This window comes from Acinetobacter sp. ANC_7511 (assembly GCF_056779975.1).
In genome coordinates, this window is sequence record NZ_JBWYIY010000010.1 from 74,458 (window position 1) to 99,667 (window position 25,210).

The following is a 25,210-nucleotide window of genomic DNA, read 5'->3' on the forward strand; positions in this document are numbered from 1 at the left end:
AGAGGAGCTTTTTTTAAACTGTGGAAAATGTTAAATTAAAAGTGCATATATAATTTATTTTGTTAAATTATTGTGTTAGAAATAATGTATTAGGTTTGGAATTTTATGAGATGGATGTAGAGATAATTGTGCATGACTCTGGAGAGTTGTTACCTATACTCTTAGATGATGATGGTATGCCAATACCTTTACCAAATGAGTTTATTCTTTCCAAAAGGCACGCAAGCCCTAATACGTTGATCAGGAACTTAAGAGAAATAAAATTACTATATCAATGGTTTCAGATTCATAAGATTGACTTATATGAAAGGCTAATCCAAAAGAAACCTTTTACTGAAGCTGAAATTACAGGAAGTCTTGTAGAGTTTTTAAGAAAAGATCATGAAAAAAGACATAAAACAATCAAGATTGCAGTTAAGCCAGATACGTTTAATCAAAGACTCATCACGATTAAGCAGTTTTTAAATTGGTATATTGAAATGTATATAGGGACTCTACCTTTCACATCAAATAATTATCAATACTACATCACATACAAGACAAGGCTTATCTCCTTACTTGATCGCTGTTTTATAAACTCGCCACCTTCAAATAAAAGTCTAAATAAAGGGTTAACTAATCAAGAAAAGTCTGAACTTCTTAGACTGACTAAACCTAAACTTGGTAGTGATAATCCAATTGAGCACAGAAACTATATCATCGTTATGTTGATGATTAGTTTTGGTCTTCGACCTGGAGAATTATTGAGTTTAAGAGTGGAAGATGTACAAATTGGTGGTATTTCTTCGATTACAGTAAAGCGTAGAGCACCTGATGTTAATGATATGAGAAGACCAAGGCCTCAAATTAAGAGAAATGGGAGAGTTTTAGATATTATTGATCGTAATTTAGCAATAGAAATTGATCTTTATATTACTAAGTGGCGAGAAATGCTAGATCAACAAAATCAAACTAATATTGAATGGGATTATCTAATTCTCAATGAATCAGGTACCCCCCTTTCTCTTCCCTCTATAACTCAATATTTTCAGATTCTTAGAAAAAAGCATTATCAGTCACTACCATCTACTTTAAGTCCCAAGGCATTGAGGCATACGTTTTCCTCTTCAATGGAGCGGTTGTTAAGAGAAGCGGGTGTTGAAGAAGACAATAGAAAAAAAGCATTAGCATATTTGAGGGGAGATAGTTCATTGTCTTCACAAGATGTCTATACATTCAAAGAAACTGAATTAGAAGCTAATAAGTATTTAGGACAATATCAACGTGAAATTTTCGGAATCTAAAACTGTGCAACAGAATTTATTTGCTAATGAAAATGGTTGGAGGGAGATTCCTGATTTTATTATTAGTCGTGAAGGAAAAAAGGTAAATACAGCAAGTGATTTATGGAACTTGCCATATGCTATTGATACTTCTAGTTCTAAATTAGATTTTTCAAAAATTCCAAATGAAAATTTTAAATGGGTATTAAAAGCTTTCATCATAGAAAAGATTGAAAAAGTATCTACTCATGCAGGTTTGCAGCATTTTCAGGATATTTGGGTAAAGTTTTTCCGAAATAATGTAGAGGCTATAAATATTGCTCAAGATATTGAAGAGACTCTAATTTCAATAGTTGAAAATGCGATTAATTTGGGTCGTAAAGAACAGAAGCTTTGGACTCTATATAGACCAATACAGTGGTATTTATATGGAGCTGAACATTATCCAGAGCTAGGTTTTTCAACAGTATATGCACAAATTTTAGAAACTATATCTATTCCTGGTAATCCTAAAGGAGAAGCTGTGCGGATGGAAGATCCTTATTCTGGACCTTTAAATCATAGTCTGGAACTTCCGCTATTAATAAAAGCTTTGAAGGCAGATCAGAGTAAAAATTTTAGACATTTACAAGAAAAAGCTGCTGTAGCACTTTCTATTGCTTATGGTCGAAATCCTGCTAATTTAACGTTTTTAAGGCATTCGGATTTTGTGAATTTAACTGAAGGTTCAGATGATCCAGTATATGTGTTAAGAATACCACGGATTAAAAAAAGATTAGTAAGTCCTAGAGATGACTTTATAGAAGAATTTATTGATTCTACTTTCGCTGATTATATTCATGATTTAATTAAAGCTAATGATGAAGCAAACGTGATTCTTTATCACGAGAAAAAAAGAATTCCAAATCCTAAGCCAATTTTTATCAATACAGAAGGAAATAAGGCGGCGTTATTCTCTGGCGACTTTGAGAATGCGTATAATTTTTCTTCAGCAATGATTACTTCATTAATCAAAGGCTTTGTAATTAGACACAATATTATTTCTCCACTAACTAAAGAGTTAATGTATGTTTCTGCCAGAAGGCTTCGGTATACCCTTGCAACTGGTTTAGCAGCAGAAGGAATTAGTAAAGCTGCTCTTGCTAGGATTTTGGACCATACAGATACACAGCATGTGCAAGTATATTTCGAGCTTGCTGGAAAAATTGTCATTCAGCTAGATAAAGCTATTGCTAAGGGATTCGCTCAATATCTTAGTTATTTTTCTGGACAAATTATTGATTCTTCAAAGGATGCTATTAATGGTGATAATCTTGAAAAGCACTTGGTATTTACAGGTAATCAAATTGAAGATGAGATAAAAGATATTGGTGTATGCGGTGAAGCTTCAATTTGTCATTTAGACCCTCCTTTTTCATGTTATTTATGTCCAAAATTTCAACCATATAAACATGCAGACCATGAATACGTTCTTGAAAGTTTAATTAATAGTAGGAATGAGCGTTTAGAAAAATATGAAAATTCTCGTTTAGGAATTCAAATGGATGAAGTCATTCTTGCGGTAGCGCAAGTGGCAGAATCTTGTAATAAGGATTACGTATGAGAAATGAAAAAGTTTTAAGAAAATCAAAAATCATACCTTTCATAACAAGCTTACATGCTGATAGACAGGCGAACTTTAATAGCCTCATTGCTAAGGCAAAGTTATTAAAGCTAGAAGGGTTTGAGCTTATTGAGTGGGAGGAAGAGGTTTGGCAAATAACTGGAGGACGTTTATTACAACAAAGTGGAAGAAATAGCTTCTCGGTCACTATGAACTTCAGTTATTCACCAAAATTAGGAGGTGAATCCCTTGGAAGTGAGTGGAGTTTATTAGCAAAAGCTTTATTTTTATTAAGGTTGCATTCTAAACAACAAAACTTATCTAATCAGAGAGGATTTATATGCGTTATTGGTTATATTGCCTATTTTGTTAATCAGCGTAACGCATCTATTTATAATATCACTAGAGAAGATTTAGAGCGTGCATGTGACCAAATTTCTAAAGATTATTTAGAGTCATCTGCTTATAATTTCCATAAATTAGTTGCGGAATTTGCAGGGCATCTAGATGCAAATGGTTTATGTAAGAACATTTTAAATTATAAATATTCAAAACAAAAGAGACCTGACTCTGCGAATACTGTTGGTACTGAACGGTTAGATAATCCAGATGTTTTGATTACAAAAGACAGAGTGTTAGCACCATTGGTTTTTCAAGTACTTGGTCAGCTGTACCAAAATGTACCAAAAAATCATAAATATCGTTTCTATATTTTATTATTAACTTTTTTCGCTTGTACTGGACGTAGATTTTCAGAACTTTCTTTATTGATTGATCAGAAAATTCAAAATGATAAAGATGGAGTGGAATATTTAGAATATTTTCCAAGAAAATCATCTAAAGGAAATACTTTCACTCCTAGTAGGAAATTATATTTACCCTCACATACATTACCAATTTTAAAAGATGTCATTTTAGAGATCAAGGCTCTTACAAAAGAATGCAGAGAAAGTGCTTTTGAGATGAATAGAACTCAGACAGTAGATCTACGGTTTTTATTTAAATGTCCAGAAAAGCTATATAAAGCAGATTTAATACAATTAGGAATCAATCCTAATATTTTAGATTCAAATAATAGACTAAGTAAAGAAGGAATGGTTTTTCCTGATTATAATAAGCTAACAATAGCTGGTCAGAAACCACAATCTCCTCTTTGTTATACGACTCATCAAGGGCTAAAAAAATACTGTGAATATAATTTTAACCCCAAAAAATTATCACCATTTCACATTGATCAGTTTGGAAAACAGTATTTTTTACATGATCTAATGTTTCTGCGTTATTACACAATGTCAGGCGGTAAAAGAGAAGCTTATTGGTTGCCTGTAGAATGTACACATTCTATGTTGACTACTTTCTTAAGATATATAGATGAATTGGTTTTCAAATATGTTGGAGTGAAAGATTTCCCTGAATTTACTACACATGATTTTAGACATACATTGAATACGATGCTTGATGAGGGTGGGCTGTCAGATTTATTACAAACAGAATGGTTTGGACGATCAGATCCTAAGGATACAAAGGCTTATCAGCATACAAGTCCTCAAAAGAAAGCTCTCATGATTAGGGAACAGTTAAAGAATGGTGAAGCTGGAGGCAGGTTAGCTGAGCAGATTTTTAATCTTCCAATCAATATCCAAGATGCTGTATTAGCGGCTAGGGTTCAAGCGGTACACGATGTTGGGACTGGATTATGTATTCATAACTTCTCACAATTGCCCTGTGAGCGCCATTTACAGTGTTCTGCTGACTGTAAGGATTATGTATGGGTTAAAGATGATAAGCGTCGTCTAGAGGAGCAAAAGCGTATTCTTGCTATTACTGTACAAGCTCAAGAAGCAGTCCAACAACAAAAGCAATCCAATCGGGTGAAGAAAAGTCTAGATTGGGAGTTGCACAACAATAAAAAAATTAATGTTTTGTCAAAGCAGTTAGAAGATAATGGTGTAATTGAATTTGACCCAAAAGCTTATTTAGAGGAACTTTCAAATGTCTAGTAAGTTTCAGCGTATGACAGAAGTTGATGAGCAAAGAATTATTCGTGAGTTAAACAAATGGGCGTTGGGTCATTTTGGATCTAAATTAACTTGGGCTATTTTAGAGGATAGATTCAAATTCTCTCGTCAGTCCATGCAAGCTAAGCCTCAAATAAAAGCTGCTTATGATGTTGCTAAACAGTCTTTATCCAACGGTGAGGTCACTTCAAAAGAAGTCTTAGATAAAACTGTTGATGAGTTAAAAACAGAAATAGAATCATTAAAAATACAAATTAGTTTTTTCCAAGAGAAGGAATTGAAATGGAAAAAGAGATGGCAGCAAATTGCCTATCATATTCGTCAAAAAGGTATTCAAGTGAGTGATGTTGATAAGCCTGTTCATCCTGAAACAGCCTTACCAAGTCATACAACTACTGAAAAGACTCTGAAAGAATTTGATAAAGAAATCCCCTTCTCGGGACGAATTTGATATTTATCTAAGATGCGATAACGCTCTGAAGAGCAGAGCGATACGCTTTTAACTCAAGAAGTTGGGATGAGCATACCTTTTTCGCATCACATATTTTGTTTACGATATTCGGAAAACTTAGTTCTAGTTTTCTGTATTTATCAATTTGTTTTTCTAAAAACATAATTTCAGAACTGACTTTTGATTCTTCTAATTTGATCTTAGAAACATCAGATTCTTCTTTATTTAAGAATCTGATTTCATTGGTTTTAGATGTTTCTTTAAAACGAGAAAATCTAGGATTGTGCTGGTTTAACTCTTTCTCTAAAAAACCTAATTCAACAAGTTTGCGTAATATCCGGTACATACGTTGACGATTAAAGCGATGACGTTCTTTTTTAGACAATTTCATTTGCTTCCAAAAATCATTAGCAGTCCAGTCATTAATTGAATTTGATTCGATGACAGGGAGAAGTACCTCGAATAAAGGCATTTTAATAAGTTGCATGGTGAAATACGCTTCAAATTTACAATAAAAGAGGATTATAAACCGTGGATATATAGTCCTCAAATAGTGATAGTTCTGTTTTTTGAGCAGTTGATTCAAAATATGTCAGAACTTACAGTTTCTTTTGGTTTGAAGGTTCGAGAACAGAGAAAACTAAAAAAGCTATCTCAAGAAAGGCTTGCGTTACTATGTAACATAGATCGTAGTTATATGGGACGTATTGAAAGAGGAGAAGTAAATATTACTTTAGAGAAAATTTATGAGTTGGCAAAAGCTTTAGATGTTACACCTAAAAATTTACTTCCTTAATAGCTTGAAAAAAAAATAAAAAACCATATTAAAGATAACTCATAAGCTTAATAAAAAAGGAAAAGAAATATGGAAGCATTTTTGACAGCTACGATTCTGTCAGGAGTTGTATATGACATTGTTAAAACAGCTTCAAAACTAACGTTAGACAATTTTAAGACGAAAGTAAAAGGTTGGTTGATTGATGATACTACTGCACAAAAGGTAGTAGATGAAATTAACCAAATCGATAATATTGATGAGCTTAATGAGATAGGAATAGCAAGAAGAATTGAGCAAAATCAGGACTTAATGTCTTTATTAAAGGCAATAAAAATTGATCAGTCTTTAACGCAGGTTACCCAGATTCATTCAGGATCAGGTGACAATGTTGCAGGTGATAAACATGTAACTTATAAATCAGACAAATAGTTAGAATCTAGGGGCTACTATGACAGAATCTATCACACAAACACATAATGGATCGGGTGATAATATATTAGGTGATAAGATTATCAATCAGTCCATGCAGGCGGTTGATTTTGTCAAAGTTGCTTATAACTTATATTATTTAATTAATATAGGATCATTTGATAAGGCGGGAAGCAAGCTAGAATCAAATATTCATATACCTTCAAAATCAGCAGGTGTTGTCGAACTTTTGGAAGTATTGACTATCTACCTAAACTCCAAAAGAAGTCTAAGTATTGAAGGTGATTTAAATACTATAAAAAGGGCAATACGTTTAGGTTCGCCAGATTTCTTAGATCTTTATAAATCAATTTTGGTAGAAATGACTTATTTAACTTCTGAAAGTGAAGCATTAGAGATATATAATAATTTTTCAGAAGATCGGTCTGTTTATTTAGAGAACATCAAGCTTCGTTATTTCGCTGATGAAGACGAGTTAAAAGAAACATTTTCTAAAAAAACACTAGTTTTGGATGAACTAGGACTATTATTTTTGGCTAGAGGATTAGCTAGAGTAGAAAAGAAAGAGGAGGCTCTAATAGTATTAGAAAAAATTAAAGATGATGATAAAAATTTAAAAATTCTTAAGTTGGTAATTTTATATGACAAGCTATTGGATAAGCTGGATAGACCATTAGAATATTTAGAAGAGAACATTGTTGAAGAATTTTTTTCAATTGCTTTTTCATTTCTTGAATTAATTAAAGATGAGAGTGAGATTAGTCAGAATGCACTGAGACTATTAATTAACCTTGTTATTAAATCAAATTTTTCAATCTGTAAAATTTTGGATGTGGCTTTAAAATTCATTAATGTTATTAGGCCAATAAGTAGTGAAGTTGCTGATGCTCTAGAAAATTACTCAGAAAAAAATGTAGAAATTAATCAGGATGTATTGAGTAAAATAAATGATTTAAAACCCTTAAAGTTGGAAGAGGCTATTCTTTGTCTAAATGCAGTAGCTTTAAATAAAACTAATTTTAAGGTCTTAATAAAATGGATTTCTCAATGTGGGGAAGTTGAAGATGAGAATAAATTTGATAAAGATTTATTAACTTTGGTTTTAAAATCCTTTGTTTTTAAAGATAAAAAAAATGTTAATGAGTTTGAAGAAGAATTTTCTAAGTTTTTAGATTATAAAGAAAGGAAATTTAGAAGCATACACCCATTCTATATAATTACTCTTTGTGAGAATTTATTCGTATTTAAAAAACAGCAATTTTTAAATACGAATAGATTATTGGAAAAAGTTGTTTCTAAAAATTCTTCTCAATCCAGAGTTTATTTGTATTATCTTTATTCTCTAATGAATTTAGAAAAATATGACACTTTAAAGTCTCATATACAAAATATTGATTCTGATAGTATTAGTTCTGATTTTTTAATATTAAGAGCAAGATATTATGGTGTTATAGGTGATTATGAAAATTCAAAAAATGATTATATTGCAATTGTTGGTTATTATAAGGACAGTTTAAATATTTGGTTGGATTATTTACTTTTAAGCTTAAAACATGAAAGTGTTGATCAAACAAGAAAAATACTAGATGATATTCCTAAAAAAATTTTAACACCAAGAGCTAAAAATATTTTTAGATTTATATATTTGGTTTACACAGAAATCGATTCTGTTTATGCAGAAAAGTTAATAACGAAATTGTTTTTGATGGAGCCTAATTTTGTTGCTCCTTATTTGTGTAATATACATTTTTCCCTAATTACTAATAAAAAAGAGCTTGTAAGTGATTTAGTATATGAAAATATTCATGCGGGTGTAATTTATGAAGATGAAGGTGAACGAAAGCAAAAACTGATTGTTTCCGATGACTTTTTTGATTGCTCACATTTTGTTAATGCCAATTGTAATTTAGGTATTTCTTTGCTTGAAATGGATATTGATGAGGAACGTATTGTAAATTATCAAAAGATAAAATTAATTGAGAAACAACCAATTTATGTAACTATTTTCCAGATAGCATTACAAATAACGAATGATAATAGACATAATTCTTCAGATTTTACTTTTTATCCATTTAAGGTTAGGGATAGCTTTGTTGTAGAGGATATGAAAGAAATTTTAAAACGCTTTTCTGTAGATGATACTACAGAAGAGTTGATTTCTAATCCTGATCTATCAATGTATATAAAAGGTAGCTTATTTAAAAATAATGATGAGTTTGAGACTGTTTTAAAAATATTGCAGAATAAGAAAGCCAATTTCTGTTTATCTAATCCTATTGGTAATACAGTAGCTTGTGATGCACTTGTATTAGATGCCTATTCGTTCACTTATTTATGTTTCAATGATAACCATAAAGCACTAATCAAAGCAGGAATTAAAGTTTTTCTTACCAAGGAAACTTTTGATGTTATTTCTTCATGGATAAATAAGGTTACTGATGAGCAATTTTTATCTATAGCTTTTTCAGAAGGATCCTTAATAAAAACAGATGCGAATACTATTTCAACTAGTTACGCATCTTTTATTGATCAACTAAACTATCTACTTAGTCATTCTAGAGTAATTTCTCCAAATATTATTGATTTGCCTGATTTTGCCAATGAAATAAGAGATATTTTGAGCCCTTCAGTTTTATCTACTTTAAGACTTTCAATTGCAAATGATATTCCTTGGTTATGTTTAGATTCGACATTAAGAACATTATTTGTTAAGCAAAATGATGTGAAAGTTGTAAAGCTACATGATTTTTTAAGTTTTCTAGGAAATTATTTAGATTTTGATGGTCGCAAAACTTCTATAGTTCAATGGTCGAACTTTGGGCTTTTTACGGTTTATAGTTACAGTGACTTGATTGAGCTTGCAAGATCAACTGATTCAGATGACTGGGTTCTGTTAAAGAATTTATTAAATGAAACGCCATTAAGTTTTAATAATCGTGAACAAGCCTTGATTGTTTTATCAAGTATTTTAAAACTAACACTTGTCAAATATTTAAGTAAAAATAATTTGATAAATGTAAATTCATTAAACAACCTAATTTTTGCCTGCCTCAATAAATGTATGCAAAGCATTGATGGAGAATTTAGAGAAGATCGTCTAGCTAAATTGATTGTTGAAGTAATTGACTCAATATGGTTTTCAGAATATTTATTCAAAGTATTCTTTAATTTTCTTGGTCAGTATGCTGTAGGGAACTTTTTAAATATAGCTTATATTAATGAAAGAATTGAGATTTTAATGAATGATGTATGAAAGTGAGTTGATCCAACTGGTAATCAATTACTTCTACAAAGCCTATGCTGTTCACTGCGTTAAATAGAGAGTGTTTTTTTGATTGGAAGTATCTGAATTTATCTAGAATTATCTTAGTTCTATCACTTGTTTAAGATCACTTTTCGCTTATATTTAACTTATTGATTAAATTAGATTCGGTTGTCACAATGAGTGAACAATTACAGCAAAAACCTAAAGCTCCTCGTAAAAAGTTCAAATTAACAAAGCAGTTAATCAAGATTGCTTTGAATAATGGGCATACCCAAATTGGCATACAAAAGATGTGTCGGTTGAGTAGTCAATCACAAGTAAGTGATTGGAAGAATGGAGGCAAATTGGCTTATGAAGATCAAGTAAAACCTCTTCTTGATTTATATGGTCATCAACTTAGAAAAGTTACATCTCAACTTTATCAAGTTGGTAAGTCAGAGCAAGAGATGAAACTCGAAGAAGAAAATGGTATTGAAAACCCTTTTCCCATCAAGTTTGTTCTAGTTGAGGGTAAGGTAATCTTACGTGAAAAATTTATAAATCCTCAACGAGACTATCAAGGCAGAATAAAGCGAAAAGATGCACAAGCTATTCTCTCTATTCATGACCAAGGTGATAACAAGTTTAGATGTGTAATTCAGCGATTAATTACTTTTACACCTAATAAGAATCATCCAGCCCATCATGATGTGAATGCAAATTTTTTATCTGAAATTACAGAGGTTTTAGATATGAATGAGTTGATTCAATTTGTACGTAATTATCGTGATGAATCTTTAGTAAATGAAGAATACTTAGTAAATTATTTTACGATTGATTATCTATTATTAAATTCGCTAGTCATGAATGGTTATCAAGTAAAAGAGGTTGAAGTACTTCCTGCAACTTGGTAATTTAAAGTAAACCTCAAGGCTGTAGGCGCCTAAAGCCTTACAACGAATCGTAATTGATTCACTTGATTTTACCGCCCGAGCCTTACAGGTCAGCCAGTTCGCTCCTGTAACGCGATGGTAAAATCCATTTTGGCATAGATTTAGATTCTGGTAACAGAATAGGAAACGAAAGTCCCGAAAACTAAGTCTATGAATTAAGGGGTAGGGGTGGGTAAGAAAGGGTAGCCAACGAAAGTTTTGCTGCCCTTTCGTCTATTAATAATTTAAAAAAGAGAGTATTAACTCCCTTTTTTATGTCTCTTAGTTTTATGTAATAGCTTATCTAAGAATGGATCATCACAGTATTGCTTCATAATTTACTATTCCTAGTTCTCTTAGAATGCGCTTAATAGTTTTTTTAAATTCAATATAGCTTCTCTGTTTACTCGGAGTGGAAGGTATAGCTAACTTCCGCTGTTCGAATATACACAGTTGATCGTGTTTTTTACCGCTAATGATACGAAAGCTCTTATGTTTCAGCAGTCGCTTTACATATGCATTGATGTCCTTATCTTTTGAGTAATACATAGCTGTCCCTAAAACAAATAGGAGATCGAAATCTCCTATTTGCATAATGCTTTATCCTTGGTAGCGATCATTGTTTGGATTTAATTGATCTGAATGGTTATCTAGAGAATCCCAATAGGCATCATTATTTGGATTCATGCTATCTGAACGATCATCATTCGGTGTTCTAGACATTCTATTTTCTCCTTTCAAAGTGGTTATCTAGTAATCAAAATAATAGGGGTTATACAGAACACATTTTTGGATATAAAAAAGATAAATTTAGATAATTTTAGATATTTTCACTTAAGTTACTTTTGTAAAGATAAAAGTTAGAAGGAGCTAAGAAGATGGAATCAAGATTCATTAAATGATAATTAACTTTACAAAAATATTTAAATATATTATAAATATTTGAATTATATTGTTTATATTTTTATATATATGGATTTCCATTTTGACACATACCTGAGAGTAGTTTTTGTTAAATTTTAATGTTTTTTATTATTTAACAATGAATTAAATAGTTAAAAACCCTTTGTATAACAAAGGGTTTTTTGTTTTTATGGTGATATAGTAAAACGTTTGTTCATAGTTGAATTAGGGATAGTTGAATGAAACACGGGATTATATTTTTAACTTGTGTGCTGTGTAGCAGCATGAGCTTAGCACAATCACCACAATGGACCATGTTTGATCGGGATGATGGGGGCTGGTCTTATATTGATAAAACGACCATTAAATCACTCGATCAAGCCTCGCATATTTTTGAAATTTATTATAAATATGTTTATGAGCATGGCGTACCCTCATTAAACATCAAACCCAAGGGCTACATACAAGCCGTTCATCAAATTGATTGTCAAAATAAAGCCAGAGCCTATGTCAAAAGCCAGCGTTTTACGCCGCAAGGTAAAGCCGCAGATGATAATAACTCATTCGGTACGATTTATTTTGAACCCATGTCAATGCAACTTCCTAAAAATATTAAGCTAATTGAAATGTTATGCATTAAATAAAATTTATAAAAGACTTTGTATAACGCTACAACTTATTGAGATTTGATGCGAATCCATGAGTGATCCTTCAAAGCCTTTTTAAATAACAAGGCTTTGAAGGATAGTTAACCTAAAATTAGAATTTACCATTCATAACGTAAACGGAATAAATGCATATCTGGGGTTTGGAACGTATCATGTGTATATAAACGTTCATAATCAAATCCAAAACCATGGTTAAATCTAGCTGCTATACCAACACCGAGATCACGGCGTTTAAACTCTGAGCCACTGGTATATTCAAGTTGATTTCCCATGATATAGGGCTGAATGAATTTGATACCGTATTCTTCAATCTTGAAGTGCTGTCCCGCATAAAATTCAACGCCATAAGCCTCAGTATTCAGCAATGATTGAAGTTGAAAATCGCTCGATTCACTGTAAGCATCAAAATTTGGAACTAGATTTTTATACCAACCAGCGCCAAAGCTAAGCATCCATTTTCCATCAAAATAAAATAATGAACTTGCCCAAATTTCTTGCTTTAAATCATGTTTATCTTGTTGATTATTCAGACTAGCATCGTTGTACTTCCATGAGGTCGCCCAACTTAAATTTTTATTTAAATGCACATCAACTGCCAATTCGGCACCATTTTTACGTTGATATTGCACATCCGTATCTGCGACCGTCGTACTATCCTTGAACAAATAGCTGGCATATAAGTTTGCTTTATCCATTTTGAACTCATAACGTAAAGTTTTATGAGCTGCTTGCGTACCATCTGTATAAGCGACAGGGCTCCACGTTTGGGGCTGAGCCAAGGTTGAGTAATTCCATAGGTCAGTTTTGGCACCTACAATGTCGTAATAAATACTATAGATTTTTCCAAATTTAACGGTACCGTATTCTGAATCTCGCAGACCAATATACGCCTGTTCGGTGGTGATGTTTTCATCAGAGGAACGGTAATGACCGTCCCAATCCAGCATCTTGGGAAGATTGATATAGTTTTGATAGCCTGCAATTAAATGCAAACGTTCATTCCATGCATAATCAGCATTGGCATAAATACGGCTATTTGAGCTATAGCCATCTCTGCGATATTTCTGATTTTCGTTAGATTGATCGTAATGATCGAAATTTAAGGCTTGTAGGCGAATACTACCAGACGTGGTGAGTTTTAAACGATCGGATTCACTCACAATTTGCTGTTCATCAATGAGTGTTATCTCGGCAAATGTAAGATTTGAAAAAATAAAGGTGCAGGAAAGCAATAGCTTGTAAAAGCATGGTTTTGACATAGTAACATCCGTGTGACTAAATATAAATTAAGCTGGTGATTCTGCTGATTAAAGCTGAGTAGAAATTAGGTGGTCTTTGTCGATTGAAAATATCGTTCCAAAATGGAGTAGTGGTTAGTGTCTACAAAACTCAAGAGATGCGTGAATTCAGGCTCTAGTTGCTGTCGAATTTGATAATATTTTTGGCTCTGCCATTTCAGTTCTGGTAACTCATCGAGTCCATACGCAATCGTACAGGGCTTCGCAAAGTGTGTAGAATGTTCAACTGGACTTAAGTTTTTAATGTCTAGCTCAGATAAATTTAGCGCCTTGTTTAAATGCGTTTCTTGAATCGGTTTTAGGTCATAGATACCACTGAGTAATACCGCTGACCCAATCAGGGGGTGATCTAAATTTAAAGCAGCCAAATGGGCACCGGCAGAATGCCCAACCACAATGACATTGGAGCTGATCCAAGTTTGTTTGTGGATATAATCGAGCGCTTTGCGAATTTGTAGATTAATCAGATTTAAACTACTTTGAGGCGCTAAATCATATTCAACCAACACACATTGAGCATTTTGCTTTAAAACAAATTCAGCAACAAAGGCAAAATCCCTTTTTTCACACCATTGCCAATAACCACCATGTATAAAAATAACAGTAGTATTGGTGGCAACAGGTGTGGGGAAAAAATCCAGTGTAGATCTTCGCTGAAAGTCGTACTGTAAATCGGCAATATGATGGTGTTGCATATAAGTCGCTTGGCTCATTTTTTGAAAATCAGACAAGATCTGATTTTCATCCGTCACAGTTTGCGAGTTGTCATAGAGCATGATTTGCAGCTCCTTTACTAGGCTTGTTCATTTTCAGTTAATTGATGCTTTAAGGATGATTTCTTCATTTGATAGAAAATGATTAACATCACGATAAAAGGCACGCCAAACTGGAGAGTTGATTTAAATTCTTGTGTAAACCATGTGGTAAGCGTGATTGCAAGAATGGCAAACAAACCAATAAAGGAAATATAACGACTACCAGGAATGCTGTATTTGAGGTGGATATTATTTTTTGCCAAGTTCTTTCTGAAGAAGTAGTGTGTGGCAAAGATCGCCCCCCAAGTAAATAAAGCTCCAAACATGGACAGTGCAATCATGATTGGAAATGCTGATTCGGGATTAATGCTATATACAATACTCGCCACGGCAATACCTGTTGCCGAAAGTAGCAAGGCATTGATGGGCACCCCATTTTTACGAATTTTACCAAACAGTTTCGGTGCATCTCCTGAACGTGACAAACTGAATAACATACGCGTTGAGATATATAACATGCTGTTCATTGCGGACAGTGCTGCCACAATCACAATGAAGTTTAAAATATGATCAGCAAAAGGAATGCCGACAATTTGCATAACAGACACGAAAGGACTGGTTGCACCTGGTGCTATCAATTGAGTCCATGGAACGAGAGTGACAATTAAACTCAGCGATAGTAAATAAAATAGAAATAAGCGAATCGCAGTGCTTTTGAAAGCGTATTTAACTGCTTTTTCAGGATCATTGGCTTCACCTGCAGCAACCGCGATCATTTCGATACTGAGATAACTAAAAATAGAAATAATGACACCAATCCAAACACCTTTAAATCCATTTGGCATAAAGCCATCATGTGCAGTGAGATTGTGAGTTAGCGCTTGATGAGGATTTGGATCTTGCGTCAAAATACCTATTGCCAACAGAATAAACACAATGATGGCAAACACTTTGATCGTCGAAAACCAATATTCAACTAAGCCAAATGCTTTGACACTATAAGCATTTACTGCGAGAAGTACGGTTGAAAAAAACACGATCCAAATACCTGAACCGACATGAGGAAACCAAAGTTTCATATAGTCAGCCACGGCGGTAATTTCTGTGCCTACAGCCAACACGATACATGCCCAGTAGCTATAACGAACTAAGAAACCAGAAAGTGGATTTATATAATGTTCAGCGTAAGCACCAAACGAGCCTGAAGTGGGGTGTTGTACAGTCATTTCTGCCAAGCAAGCCATTAGTGCAAAAGCAATTAATCCGCCGATCGCATAGCTTAGAATGACAGCAGGTCCTGCAAAACTAATGGCAAATTTACTACCCATGAATAGACCAGTGCCAATGGCACCGCCTATTGCAATCATGCCCATTTGTTTAGCGGTTAATTTTTTATGTAATCCTGCTTCGCGTGTTTGAATTTTATCGAAGTTACTCATAAGCCCTCCTGGCCATGGTGATATAAAGTGAGTAACTGAATTAAGTTACTTGACCTCGCACCGAATATTTTTCATTTTTCCATTCTTCATTCAGCATCACTTGTTTAAGATGTTGAACAGCATGCCATATGTCTTCATGGCTTAGGTACAAAGGTGTGACCCCAAATCTGAGCACGGCTGGCTCTCGGTAATCTCCAATCACACCACGTGCAACAAGCGCTTGGACAATGGCATAACCGTGTTCATGGCAATAACTCACATGACTACCGCGCTGTAAATGATCGATTGGTGTAATTAACTCAAAACCAAATTCAGCACATTCCTGTTCAACCAATTGAATAAAGAGATCCGTTAAATTTAGAGATTTTTCTCGGATCTTTTGCATGTCAGTTTTTAAGAACACATCTAAACCACATTCGATCAAACTCATGGACAAAATACTTTGTGTGCCACATAAAAAACGACGAATGCCTTGAGCTGGCTCGTAGTGATCAGCCATATCGAAAGGACGTTGATGACCCCACCATCCTGAAAGAGGTTGCCAAAATTTATTTTGGTGTTTTGCATTTACCCAGATGAGAGCAGGAGAACCTGGTCCACCATTAAGGTATTTATATGTGCAACTTACGGCAAAATCACTTTGGGTCTTGTTTAAATCGATTGGCACAGCACCTGCAGAGTGACATAAATCCCAGATGACCAAAGCGTTATATTGATGAATCGTTTGGTTGACCTGTTCCATGTCATAGAAATATCCTGAGCGGTAATTGATATGTGACAACACCACAACTGCCGTTTGATGGGCTTTCAGAGTGGTTTCTAATTCATCAGGATGTTCGATTAAAACCAGTTGGTAGCCTTTTTGAACAAGGTCAATATAACCTTCAATAATATAGAGGTCAGTCGGGAAGACGTCCTTTTCCGCAATAATCACTTTACGTTCAGGAGCGATTTCAGCTTGGATTTTGACAGCAGCAGAGAGTGCTTTAAATAAGTTGAGTGTGGTTGAATCAGAGATCACCGTTTCGCCTGGATTTGCCCCAATGAGCTGAGCCACCTTATCACCTAACCGAGTCGATAATCCCCACCAATCCGCTTTGTTCCAGCTATTGATGAGATCTTCCCCCCACTCTTGGCTCACCACTTCTTGAGCACGTGTTAAAGCAGATTTAGGGCGTGCACCAAGGGAATTTCCATCTAGATAGATAGTATTCTCAGGTAAAGCAAATTCATTTTTTAAATGTTTCAGTTCGTCTTCAGCATCCCATGCTTTGCATTGATCTAAGGTAATCATTTTTATCCTAACTCGGTCCGTGTTATTTCATTCGATTTTATCACGGTAATTTTTAGTATTTATCCGATAATTATGCTTGAAATTGCATGAAAACTGGATAGTATTCGAATTAAATATAAAAAATCAGGATGATATTTAGGAATGAATTTAGACCTCATTGATCATAAAATTTTAAGACTATTACAACAAAATGCACGACTAAGTCATCAGGAATTGGCAGATTTAGTGAATCTTTCTGCTTCAGCATGCCATCGACGTGTCAAAATTTTAGAAAACAATGGAGTCATCGAAAAATACCAAGCAAAAATTAATTATGAAAAATTGGGTATTCAGGTTGAGGCGATTGTCGAAATTAAACTCAATCAGCTGACCGAATCAGATCATCAGCATTTTCTGAGCCAGATTCGTAATTTTGATGAAGTGATCAATGCTTTTATCATTACAGGGGATTCGAATTACGTTCTCTTTGTGGCCACCAAAGATTTAAATGGGTTTTCCCAGTTTATTATTAATAAGTTAAACAAAATTAAAGGTATAGCCAACATTAATTCTAAAATTATTCTTGAAAAAGTGATCGAGAAGACCTTCATGTGATCATTAATTTTTTTATGAAAAAAGTGAATCCGTATTTTAAAATCAACCTCGAATTGATTTTACAAGCGATGTTTTTTTTATGAGTTAAAACACATAAAACTGCTATTATGGTTCATCTTTTTTTTTTAAATAATTCTATGAACGAACATTACAAATATATATACACTAAATTTAGTTTTTTTGGTTCATTACCTACATATAAGGTGTTTCTGAATGAACAAAATAAGATCGTAAAATGGGTCTTTGCTGATAACTCTTTTATCTATGGGTATATATCTGATTGGGCATTGAATCATTCTGGTTTAGATGTGGGAAAGGCTACTTGGGCTGAAGAGTCGACATTATTACTAAATAATGAAAAATTTAAACTCAATTTGTATAGGTCTTTACATCAAAAATTTAAAACAGAATTATCTGAATAATTTATCTAGTAACGATAATGATTTTATAGTTTTTGATAAAAATAAATTATTTAGATTGCTATATATCTCAAATTAGCGTACAAATGCACTTGTTGATGCGGGATGGAGCAGTCTGGTAGCTCGTCGGGCTCATAACCCGAAGGTCGTTGGTTCAAATCCAGCTCCCGCTACCAATTAAAAACTAATTTAAAAGTTTACAACCTAATTGCGGTCGATCTGTAGTTAGGTTTTTTTATTAAAGAAAATTAAATCAATAAATCAATTAAATATGTGTTATATTGGTTTTCTAGAATTATAATTTTATTGTTTACTAATTTTATTTTGATCTGATATTAATTACATCTTTCATTCTATTAAAAGTCTATCTTCAAAATTATTTTCTAATTATTCATTACATAATATAGGAAATAAATGATGTCTAATTTAACAACTGGTACAGTTAAGTGGTTCAACGAAACTAAGGGTTTCGGATTTATCGCTGTAGATAATGGTCAAGATGTATTTGCTCATTTTAGTGAAATTCGAGCAAATGGTTTCAAGAATCTAGTCGAAGGACAGCGAGTTCAATTTGTTGTACAACAAGGTCAGCGTGGCTTACAAGCAAGTGATATTGTAGCTATTTCATGAACACCTCATTAATTGAGGTGAAAGATCAGTTTGAAGTTAAATATGCAGTGATAGGTACATTTAATACTTCGCAGCATGCTTCGAACTTATCTCAAATAAATATTAAATTTATCACTGTTGATAATGAAAATATAAGACCTAGTTTTGATTTAAATTTTCATAGTTTAAATACTGGTAAAATTTACCAGCTCATTTAAATATTAAAATTAAACCATAAAGTATTTTTTATGGTATAATCGTTGTTGATCGAATCCGTAAGCGAAACGGAAGTGTTTAGATAGAACTTAGAATTGCGTATTCTCAATTTATAGATTTTAATATCTATGATGTCTAAACAGTTAACGCAGAGCATGAACTCGCACCATGCCGATCTTGGAAGTCCACAATCTCATTGTGGGCTTTTTATAATTAAATACATGCTAATGTAAAATTGTAATTTGAATTATAGGCTTGAGCCTCTTCGATATCAGAATCCATACTCTCGATTTAAATATTTAATATTATTTTTAATTTTACATGAGCTCATGAATGAGTAAGTGAAAATGAATATCTCTAATGGCTGGACTACAGCAAAAGCAGTGAATGGTGAAACCATTCGAATTAACATTATCCCATTTCATAAAGTTCAAAATACGATGAGAGGGCAAATTCTTGTAGAAGTTTCTAAACAAGTTGAAGTCGAATCAGGTGAAGTATTTGAAATAAACTTAGATGGCCGATCTTTTTTCTTGGGATTTAATAATCTATATAAGATTATGATTTAAAAATATTTTTCATAAAAGTCTAATGCGAAAAATTAGACTTTTATGGAAATAGAATCATAATACTAGTAACAGAATTATATAGATCACGATTAAGATTTACCCCATACATACCAATGATGATTTTATAAAAAATATCCGAAAATTATGTGAATAAAAGTTGGATAACTCATTTTTTAACATTGTTATTTTTAAGTAAAACTATAATGAGAATATCTTTTTAACATACTAAGATAAATTACTGTACAAATAGTGACCTGTGTAAGTTCAATTTATAAAGCACAACTTATTATCTTAACAACTATGTATAAGGAAAATAACATGAGTAAGAAGAAGATCAGTATCAATGCAAAAATTCAACAGTTTGAACAGGATAGCTATGTCGACCCTAAAGGTAAAACACTTACGACTTCACTAGGGGTTCCTGTAGTTGATAATCAGAATAGTCTTAAAGTAGGGGAGCGTGGTCCTACACTGTTAGAAGATTTTCTATTGCGCGACAAACTAATTCACTTTGATCGTGAGCGTATACCAGAACGTGTTGTCCATGCTCGAGGATTTGGTGCTCATGGATATTTTGAACCTTATAAAGGCAATGAAAAATGGACTAAAGCCAAATTTCTGACTGATACCAGCAATCCTACCCCTATTTTTGCGCGGATATCTACAGTTCAAGGTGGACGAGGCTCAGCAGATGTTGTTCGTGATGTTCGAGGTTTTTCTATTAAGTTTTATACGCAAGAAGGAAATTATGACTTAGTAGGAAACAATATTCCTGTTTTCTTTATACAAGATGCTATTAAATTTCCTGATTTTGTCCATGCTGTCAAGCCAGAAGATCCGAATGAAGTCCCGACTGGACAATCAGCACATGATACCTTCTGGGATTTCATTTCTTTAAATACCGAAACAGCACATATGACAACTTGGGTGATGTCAGATCGTGCTATTCCTCGTAATTTGCGTTCTATCCAAGGTTTCGGTGTACATACATTCAGACTTATCAATGCGCAAGGCAAAGCTCATTTAGTCAAATTTCATTGGACTCCAAAGCAAGGGGTTGCTCAAGTCGTATGGGACGAAGCATTAAAACTGAATGGCAAAGATCCTGATTTCCATCGACGAGATCTATGGGATGCAATCGAAAATGGAAATTATCCTGAATGGGAGCTAGGAGCTCAAATTTTCACGGAAGAAGAAGCTTCTGAATGGGATTTTGATGTTTTAGATCCAACTAAGCTTGTACCAGAGGAATTAGTACCTGTAACTCCATTAGGCAAATTTATATTGAACCGTAATACAGATGATTTCTTTGCCGAAACGGAGCAAGTTGCTTTTAGCCCAGCGAATATTGTATCTGGTATAGATTTTAGTAATGATCCTTTACTTCAAGGAAGATTATTTAGCTATACAGACACCCATCTACATCGTTTAGGTACAGCTAACTTTAACCAAATTCCAATTAATAAACCTGTATGCCCTTTTCATACCAATAGACGTGGTGGATTTGCTAACCATGAAGTTTACAAGGGAAAAGCAAATTATGAACCAAATTCAGTGGATGATAATTGGCCACGAGAAATTGGGCAGCAAGAAGGGGGATTTAGTTCTTATCCTGAACATGTGGAAGCAAGTAAATTACGTATTCGACCTGAAAGCTTTGCAGATCATTTCTCACAAGCGACACTTCACTATATGAGTTTGAAGAAGCATGAACAACAGCATATTAAAGATGCTTATGCATTTGAACTCTCTAAAGTTCAAGATGAAGAAATTCGTCAACGCGTGGTTGATCGAATTCTAGTAAATATCGATAAGGATCTCGCGACATACGTTGCAAATGAGTTAGGTTTAAAACTGTCTGATAAGCCAGCGATTAAAAAACAGAGTAAAGTTAAAATTTCAGAAAAACTTAGCATTGAGGCTTTCCCAGCATCAGATATTAAACAACGTAAAATTGCAGTACTTGTGCATAATGGTGCAAATGCAACTTCTGTAGATGCCGTGAAAGCATGGGCTGAAAGTGAAAATGCGGTTGCAGAAGTTTTAGCTCCAAGTGCAGCTCCAGTTAAATCTAAAGATGGAAAAGAAATAGCAGTAGATGGTCGACAAAATGGTGAGCCGTCAGTTACATATGACGCAATTGTTGTTATTGATGGCGATAATCTAGAAGCATTTAAGGCTGATGGAGTTGCAAAACACTATGTTCTTGAAACGTTTAAACATCTTAAACCAATTTATTTGCTTGGAGATAAAGAAAACCTTCTCGAATACTTTGGTATCGAACAAGATGATGCTATTTTTAGTAGTAAAACCTTTAAAGATCATCAAGATAAATTTAAGAAAGCGATACAAAATCACAGACTCTGGTCTCGAGAGGATATAGTAGCAAGTATCCCAGCATAAAAATAAGAGAAGCCTAGATTCACTATCTAGGCTCTTTTTTTTTAGGTAGTCATGATAGGTTTATTGATCGAATTATTTTGATTGGTCTTAAGTAAATATACCGTGAATAATCTGAGCACAGTTCATCATAGAGCTTTTAGACTCGTAATTCGAGCGACGTTAGATCGCTACTTGATTGGTTTCTATTTATGGCCTTGAGTAATTTGATACAAAGCTAATTTTGATTTGTCTAGAGAATTGCTATTCTTGAGCTAGCGCTTGAAAATTTGAAATGTGAAACCGCCATACATATTTGTAAAAGTAATTCTATGAAAGATAATAAAAATGGGAAACAAACTTTGAGTAATGAACGGTTTCCTTTTGAAACGTCACTCCCGATACTACAAAAATCTAAGTTGGGGCATCATTTCTTTAGAGTGCAAAACTCACATATATCCATGGATCTTATTGAACTGATTCGTGAAAGAAAGTCATGATCGGTGTAATCGATGTGGCAACCAATCAAATTGAAACACTTGACGAAATGGTGAACACTTTGCGTAAAGTTTTGCAATTTGTCGATGCTGATAAGCTATACCCTTCAACCAACTGTGGAATGATACCACTGTCTCGTCACGTGGGACGTGACAAACTTGAAGCCTTAAGTATGGGTTCAGCGATCTTAAACTAAGAAGTTAGTGCTTTAGCTGAGTTTATTTTCTACATTCAAGATGGATCATCTGTGCAATCACCTATATCCTAGGTTCGCACGAGTTTAGCAATTTATATTTGAGAAGAGAAAAATGGTTGAAGCTTCAGACTACAGAAACGCAATGTCTTTATTAACCACTGCAGTCAATATTATTACAACAGCTGGTGAAACAGGACAGCATGGTTTCACGGCTTCTGCTGTATGTAGCGTTACTGATTCACCTGCTACGCTTTTGGTGTGTATGAATCAATCATCCCGATCTCATCAGTATTTTATTGAGAACAAAGTTTTATCTGTCAATGTGCTCAGTTCTCAACATGAGTCTCTTTCAAATGCTTTTGCATCGAGTCAATTGAGTGCAGAACAACGTTTTGGATTAGCCCAATGGGGTAAATTGAAAACAGGTTGCCCGGTTTTAAAGGACGCTTTAGTCAGTTTTGATTGTGAGATTGAGCAAATTCAACGAGTGGGCACACACAGTATTTTTATTTGCCGAGTTGTAGCCATTCAACAAAGCTCGCAAGAGGAAAGTCTTGTCTATTTTAATCGATCTTATCATCAGGTGAGTGCAGAAGAGGAAGTTTAATGAGCTAGAGCAGCAAGATTTTCAATCGTTTCTTATAATGATTATAGAAATAGATCAGCGTTTGATTAATGATCTTGGGAAAGATGGTGAATCGTAAGCCTCGAACAGTGAGCTTTCATAGTGTGAGGTTAAACCCAATGGATATTACTCGAATCGTTTATGGTCATACAGAGTGAATGATCTTTCTCTTTGGGATGAAAAAAGAAAAGTATTATTTTCAAAAATTTGAAACCAATTAAATAAGTTTTAAAAAAAAATCAGTGTTTTATATTTAATTTATTCTCTTAAAGAAATATATTAACTTTTAAATCTGGAAATTCGATTGTTTTTATAAATACTTTCGGTTTTACCAATCCAGTCATCTTTTGTATTCTCTATTTCAACGAAGCAACACTCTCACAAAGAAATAGAGGAAAACACATGAGTTTAATCAATACTGAAGTCAAACCATTCAATGCAACTGCTTATCAAAATGGTGAGTTCATTGAAGTTTCTGAGCAAGATTTTAAAGGTAAATGGTCTGTTGTCTTTTTCTATCCTGCAGATTTTACATTTGTATGTCCAACAGAATTAGGCGATCTTGCTGATAACTATGCTGAATTCCAAAAGTTAGGTGTAGAAATTTATGGTGTATCTACAGATACTCATTTCACACATAAAGCTTGGCATGATACTTCAGATGTGATTGGTAAAATTCAGTATCCACTTATTGGTGACCCAACGTGGACATTGTCTAAAAACTTTGATGTATTGATTGAATCTGAAGGTTTGGCAGATCGTGGTACATTTGTAATTGATCCTGAAGGAAAAATTCAAATTGTAGAGATTAATGCAGGTGGTATTGGTCGTGATGCTCAAGAACTTCTTCGCAAAGTGAAAGCGGCTCAATATGTTCATGCCCACCCAGGCGAAGTATGTCCTGCGAAATGGAAAGAAGGTGATGCTACACTTGCACCATCAATCGATCTTGTAGGTAAGATCTAAATTAAGTTGAAAAGTAAAGAACCAGCACGATGTGCTGGTTTTTTATTAAGAGGCATAACCTTCTTGATTTTGTGCTGCTTGTCGTAAACCTTCAACCAAGTGGTCGATGAGTTTTTCCATCACGAGTCGTTGTCCTTTACGTGATGCATAAACGAGTTGCACAGTCCCTATATTTGAGCACCAGTCAGGTAAGATGTGTATAAGCCGTCCTGCTGCCAAATCCTTTTGCACTGTAAGATAAGGTAGATCTGCAATACCTAATCCATCCATCACTGAATAATACACACCAGCCAAATCATTACTTTTAATACGTGGTTGTAATGGAATTTCAATGAGATCATGCCCTTCAATTCGGTGCAAATTCCATTGATAGTGTGTTTTTTGAGTTCCTAAAACAATTGTTGGAAAATCATTGATTTCAGTTGGATATTCTAAAACGCGACCCTGTAAAAGCTCAGGGGTTGCCACTAAACAATGCGTGGTTTTGATGACATCACGAACCACGATGGTGGAGTCTTCATTGGCAGAAAAATTAGTTCTGATCGCCAAGTCAATATCATCGTGCAATACATCTACGCGTCGGCTGGTTAATTCCATCTCGACTTGAACTTTTGGATAGCGCTTCAAAAAATCATTGAGTAAAGAGCGAATTTGATAACGCATCATTACGGGTGGGCAACTAATTTTAACTAGACCCTGAGGTTCACTTTTCTGTTTAAGTAAAACATTATGAGCGCAATCAACTTGGTTGATTACTTTTTCACATTCTTGAAAAAATTCTTGACCTAAAGGCGTTACTTTGAAATGGCGAGTAGAACGTTGAATGAGTGTGACATTAAATTTTGCTTCGAGTTCTAAAATACGTCGACTAAGCTTTGATTTAGTTATATTTGACGCGTCACTAGCAGCACTGAAACCGCCGTATTTAACGACCAAATAAAAATAGTAATAGTCATCAAATGAATGCAATTTTCACCTCGACGCCTGATCCGATAAAGTTTAAGCATAGGTTAAACTAAGCCGTTCAAGAAATCATCTTGGGTTTTGAATATGGTAAAAAAAAGC

Annotated in this window: 22 protein-coding genes, 1 tRNA gene and 1 pseudogene; 17 read left to right on the forward strand and 7 right to left on the reverse strand. The window is 33.9% G+C overall.

Features of this window, described 5'->3' with window-relative positions; translation table 11 throughout:
- The first annotated feature begins 110 nt into the window (after positions 1–110).
- Genes AC1M9L_RS08365 through AC1M9L_RS08380 form a run of 4 tightly spaced genes read left to right on the forward strand, consistent with a single transcriptional unit; the run spans position 111 to position 5,334 of the window.
- A complete protein-coding gene (locus tag AC1M9L_RS08365; protein ID WP_481591865.1) occupies positions 111–1,283 on the forward strand; it encodes a site-specific integrase in 1,173 nt (390 codons plus the stop codon).
- Between the two features lie 4 nt (positions 1,284–1,287).
- Positions 1,288–2,865, forward strand: a complete 1,578-nt coding sequence (locus AC1M9L_RS08370; RefSeq protein WP_481591866.1) for a site-specific integrase — start codon at positions 1,288–1,290, stop codon at positions 2,863–2,865.
- Positions 2,862–4,865, forward strand: coding sequence for an integrase (locus AC1M9L_RS08375; RefSeq protein ID WP_481591867.1), 2,004 nt, complete (start codon positions 2,862–2,864; stop codon positions 4,863–4,865). Before AC1M9L_RS08370 ends, AC1M9L_RS08375 begins: the two co-directional genes overlap by 4 nt.
- Positions 4,858–5,334 (forward strand): hypothetical protein, encoded by a 477-nt coding sequence (locus AC1M9L_RS08380; RefSeq protein WP_039890713.1) that lies wholly within the window; start codon positions 4,858–4,860, stop codon positions 5,332–5,334. Before AC1M9L_RS08375 ends, AC1M9L_RS08380 begins: the two co-directional genes overlap by 8 nt.
- A 7-nt stretch (positions 5,335–5,341) precedes the next feature.
- On the opposite strand, the gene AC1M9L_RS08385 is transcribed toward AC1M9L_RS08380, so the two are convergent.
- On the reverse strand, positions 5,342–5,821 hold the full coding sequence (locus AC1M9L_RS08385) for a hypothetical protein (RefSeq protein WP_481591868.1): 480 nt from the start codon (positions 5,819–5,821) through the stop codon (positions 5,342–5,344).
- Positions 5,822–5,923: 102 nt separating this feature from the next.
- Between AC1M9L_RS08385 and AC1M9L_RS08390 the strand changes: the two genes are divergently transcribed.
- From AC1M9L_RS08390 to AC1M9L_RS08405, 4 genes are all read left to right on the forward strand, one after another.
- Positions 5,924–6,130, forward strand: coding sequence for a helix-turn-helix domain-containing protein (locus tag AC1M9L_RS08390; protein WP_481591869.1), 207 nt, complete (start codon positions 5,924–5,926; stop codon positions 6,128–6,130).
- Positions 6,131–6,199: 69 nt separating this feature from the next.
- Positions 6,200–6,541, forward strand: a complete 342-nt coding sequence (gene gapS6a, locus AC1M9L_RS08395; RefSeq protein ID WP_481591870.1) for a GapS6a family protein — start codon at positions 6,200–6,202, stop codon at positions 6,539–6,541.
- 19 nt (positions 6,542–6,560) lie between these two features.
- The gene (gene gapS6b, locus AC1M9L_RS08400) at positions 6,561–9,794 is read left to right on the forward strand and encodes a GapS6b family protein (protein ID WP_481591871.1); all 3,234 of its coding nucleotides are present in this window, start codon (positions 6,561–6,563) and stop codon (positions 9,792–9,794) included.
- A 188-nt stretch (positions 9,795–9,982) separates the two neighbouring features.
- Complete coding sequence (locus AC1M9L_RS08405; protein WP_481591872.1) at positions 9,983–10,699, forward strand: XRE family transcriptional regulator; 717 nt, start codon at positions 9,983–9,985, stop codon at positions 10,697–10,699.
- A 618-nt stretch (positions 10,700–11,317) separates the two neighbouring features.
- On the opposite strand, the gene AC1M9L_RS08410 is transcribed toward AC1M9L_RS08405, so the two are convergent.
- Complete coding sequence (locus AC1M9L_RS08410; protein WP_257232889.1) at positions 11,318–11,440, reverse strand: hypothetical protein; 123 nt, start codon at positions 11,438–11,440, stop codon at positions 11,318–11,320.
- 464 nt (positions 11,441–11,904) lie between these two features.
- Between AC1M9L_RS08410 and AC1M9L_RS08415 the strand changes: the two genes are divergently transcribed.
- Positions 11,905–12,264 (forward strand): hypothetical protein, encoded by a 360-nt coding sequence (locus AC1M9L_RS08415; protein WP_481591873.1) that lies wholly within the window; start codon positions 11,905–11,907, stop codon positions 12,262–12,264.
- Positions 12,265–12,386: 122 nt separating this feature from the next.
- On the opposite strand, the gene AC1M9L_RS08420 is transcribed toward AC1M9L_RS08415, so the two are convergent.
- From AC1M9L_RS08420 to kynU, 4 genes are all read right to left on the reverse strand, one after another.
- A complete protein-coding gene (locus AC1M9L_RS08420; RefSeq protein WP_481591874.1) occupies positions 12,387–13,547 on the reverse strand; it encodes a porin in 1,161 nt (386 codons plus the stop codon).
- A 65-nt stretch (positions 13,548–13,612) separates the two neighbouring features.
- The gene (locus AC1M9L_RS08425) at positions 13,613–14,362 is read right to left on the reverse strand and encodes an alpha/beta hydrolase (RefSeq protein ID WP_481591875.1); all 750 of its coding nucleotides are present in this window, start codon (positions 14,360–14,362) and stop codon (positions 13,613–13,615) included.
- Between the two features lie 17 nt (positions 14,363–14,379).
- Positions 14,380–15,780 (reverse strand): amino acid permease, encoded by a 1,401-nt coding sequence (locus AC1M9L_RS08430; RefSeq protein ID WP_180028467.1) that lies wholly within the window; start codon positions 15,778–15,780, stop codon positions 14,380–14,382.
- 40 nt (positions 15,781–15,820) lie between these two features.
- Complete coding sequence (gene kynU / locus AC1M9L_RS08435) at positions 15,821–17,074, reverse strand: kynureninase (RefSeq protein ID WP_481591876.1); 1,254 nt, start codon at positions 17,072–17,074, stop codon at positions 15,821–15,823.
- 141 nt (positions 17,075–17,215) lie between these two features.
- On the opposite strand from kynU, the gene gigD reads away from it, so the two are divergent.
- The 8 genes and pseudogenes from gigD (at position 17,216) to ahpC (ending at position 24,145) form a co-directional block, all read left to right on the forward strand.
- A complete protein-coding gene (gene gigD / locus AC1M9L_RS08440) occupies positions 17,216–17,668 on the forward strand; it encodes an Lrp/AsnC family transcriptional regulator GigD (protein WP_092766480.1) in 453 nt (150 codons plus the stop codon).
- A gap of 518 nt (positions 17,669–18,186) precedes the next feature.
- Positions 18,187–18,263: transfer RNA gene (locus AC1M9L_RS08445), tRNA-Met, on the forward strand.
- Positions 18,264–18,504: 241 nt separating this feature from the next.
- The gene (locus tag AC1M9L_RS08450) at positions 18,505–18,717 is read left to right on the forward strand and encodes a cold-shock protein (protein ID WP_035267602.1); all 213 of its coding nucleotides are present in this window, start codon (positions 18,505–18,507) and stop codon (positions 18,715–18,717) included.
- Between the two features lie 542 nt (positions 18,718–19,259).
- On the forward strand, positions 19,260–19,481 hold the full coding sequence (locus tag AC1M9L_RS08455; protein ID WP_035267598.1) for a hypothetical protein: 222 nt from the start codon (positions 19,260–19,262) through the stop codon (positions 19,479–19,481).
- Positions 19,482–19,799: 318 nt separating this feature from the next.
- Positions 19,800–21,884 carry a catalase gene (locus tag AC1M9L_RS08460; protein ID WP_481591877.1) on the forward strand — a complete coding sequence of 695 codons (2,085 nt, stop codon included), beginning with the start codon at positions 19,800–19,802 and terminating at the stop codon, positions 21,882–21,884.
- A 236-nt stretch (positions 21,885–22,120) separates the two neighbouring features.
- Positions 22,121–22,554 (forward strand): annotated as a pseudogene (locus AC1M9L_RS08465) (uroporphyrinogen decarboxylase/cobalamine-independent methonine synthase family protein); the annotation flags it as partial.
- Between the two features lie 112 nt (positions 22,555–22,666).
- A complete protein-coding gene (locus tag AC1M9L_RS08470; protein ID WP_035267597.1) occupies positions 22,667–23,161 on the forward strand; it encodes a flavin reductase family protein in 495 nt (164 codons plus the stop codon).
- 420 nt (positions 23,162–23,581) lie between these two features.
- On the forward strand, positions 23,582–24,145 hold the full coding sequence (gene ahpC / locus AC1M9L_RS08475; protein ID WP_035267594.1) for an alkyl hydroperoxide reductase subunit C: 564 nt from the start codon (positions 23,582–23,584) through the stop codon (positions 24,143–24,145).
- Positions 24,146–24,190: 45 nt separating this feature from the next.
- Here the strand turns inward: ahpC and AC1M9L_RS08480 are convergent, their stop codons facing one another.
- Positions 24,191–25,114, reverse strand: coding sequence for a LysR substrate-binding domain-containing protein (locus AC1M9L_RS08480; RefSeq protein ID WP_035267593.1), 924 nt, complete (start codon positions 25,112–25,114; stop codon positions 24,191–24,193).
- Positions 25,115–25,210: the final 96 nt, after the last annotated feature.

What these genes read in the sequence shown, in the direction of transcription:
- AC1M9L_RS08380 (WP_039890713.1), top strand. Translation starts at nt 4,858, where the DNA reads ATGTCTAGTAAGTTTCAGCGTATGACAGAAGTTGATGAGCAAAGAATT.
- gigD (WP_092766480.1), top strand. Translation starts at nt 17,216, where the DNA reads ATGAATTTAGACCTCATTGATCATAAAATTTTAAGACTATTACAACAA.
- kynU (WP_481591876.1), bottom strand. Translation starts at nt 17,074, where the DNA reads ATGATTACCTTAGATCAATGCAAAGCATGGGATGCTGAAGACGAACTG.
- AC1M9L_RS08420 (WP_481591874.1), bottom strand. Translation starts at nt 13,547, where the DNA reads ATGTCAAAACCATGCTTTTACAAGCTATTGCTTTCCTGCACCTTTATT.
- AC1M9L_RS08425 (WP_481591875.1), bottom strand. Translation starts at nt 14,362, where the DNA reads ATGCTCTATGACAACTCGCAAACTGTGACGGATGAAAATCAGATCTTG.
- AC1M9L_RS08455 (WP_035267598.1), top strand. Translation starts at nt 19,260, where the DNA reads ATGAATATCTCTAATGGCTGGACTACAGCAAAAGCAGTGAATGGTGAA.
- AC1M9L_RS08470 (WP_035267597.1), top strand. Translation starts at nt 22,667, where the DNA reads ATGGTTGAAGCTTCAGACTACAGAAACGCAATGTCTTTATTAACCACT.
- AC1M9L_RS08385 (WP_481591868.1), bottom strand. Translation starts at nt 5,821, where the DNA reads ATGCAACTTATTAAAATGCCTTTATTCGAGGTACTTCTCCCTGTCATC.
- AC1M9L_RS08375 (WP_481591867.1), top strand. Translation starts at nt 2,862, where the DNA reads ATGAGAAATGAAAAAGTTTTAAGAAAATCAAAAATCATACCTTTCATA.
- AC1M9L_RS08390 (WP_481591869.1), top strand. Translation starts at nt 5,924, where the DNA reads ATGTCAGAACTTACAGTTTCTTTTGGTTTGAAGGTTCGAGAACAGAGA.
- AC1M9L_RS08415 (WP_481591873.1), top strand. Translation starts at nt 11,905, where the DNA reads ATGAGCTTAGCACAATCACCACAATGGACCATGTTTGATCGGGATGAT.
- AC1M9L_RS08430 (WP_180028467.1), bottom strand. Translation starts at nt 15,780, where the DNA reads ATGAGTAACTTCGATAAAATTCAAACACGCGAAGCAGGATTACATAAA.
- gapS6a (WP_481591870.1), top strand. Translation starts at nt 6,200, where the DNA reads ATGGAAGCATTTTTGACAGCTACGATTCTGTCAGGAGTTGTATATGAC.
- AC1M9L_RS08450 (WP_035267602.1), top strand. Translation starts at nt 18,505, where the DNA reads ATGTCTAATTTAACAACTGGTACAGTTAAGTGGTTCAACGAAACTAAG.
- AC1M9L_RS08460 (WP_481591877.1), top strand. Translation starts at nt 19,800, where the DNA reads ATGAGTAAGAAGAAGATCAGTATCAATGCAAAAATTCAACAGTTTGAA.
- ahpC (WP_035267594.1), top strand. Translation starts at nt 23,582, where the DNA reads ATGAGTTTAATCAATACTGAAGTCAAACCATTCAATGCAACTGCTTAT.
- AC1M9L_RS08365 (WP_481591865.1), top strand. Translation starts at nt 111, where the DNA reads ATGGATGTAGAGATAATTGTGCATGACTCTGGAGAGTTGTTACCTATA.
- AC1M9L_RS08410 (WP_257232889.1), bottom strand. Translation starts at nt 11,440, where the DNA reads ATGTCTAGAACACCGAATGATGATCGTTCAGATAGCATGAATCCAAAT.
- gapS6b (WP_481591871.1), top strand. Translation starts at nt 6,561, where the DNA reads ATGACAGAATCTATCACACAAACACATAATGGATCGGGTGATAATATA.
- AC1M9L_RS08405 (WP_481591872.1), top strand. Translation starts at nt 9,983, where the DNA reads ATGAGTGAACAATTACAGCAAAAACCTAAAGCTCCTCGTAAAAAGTTC.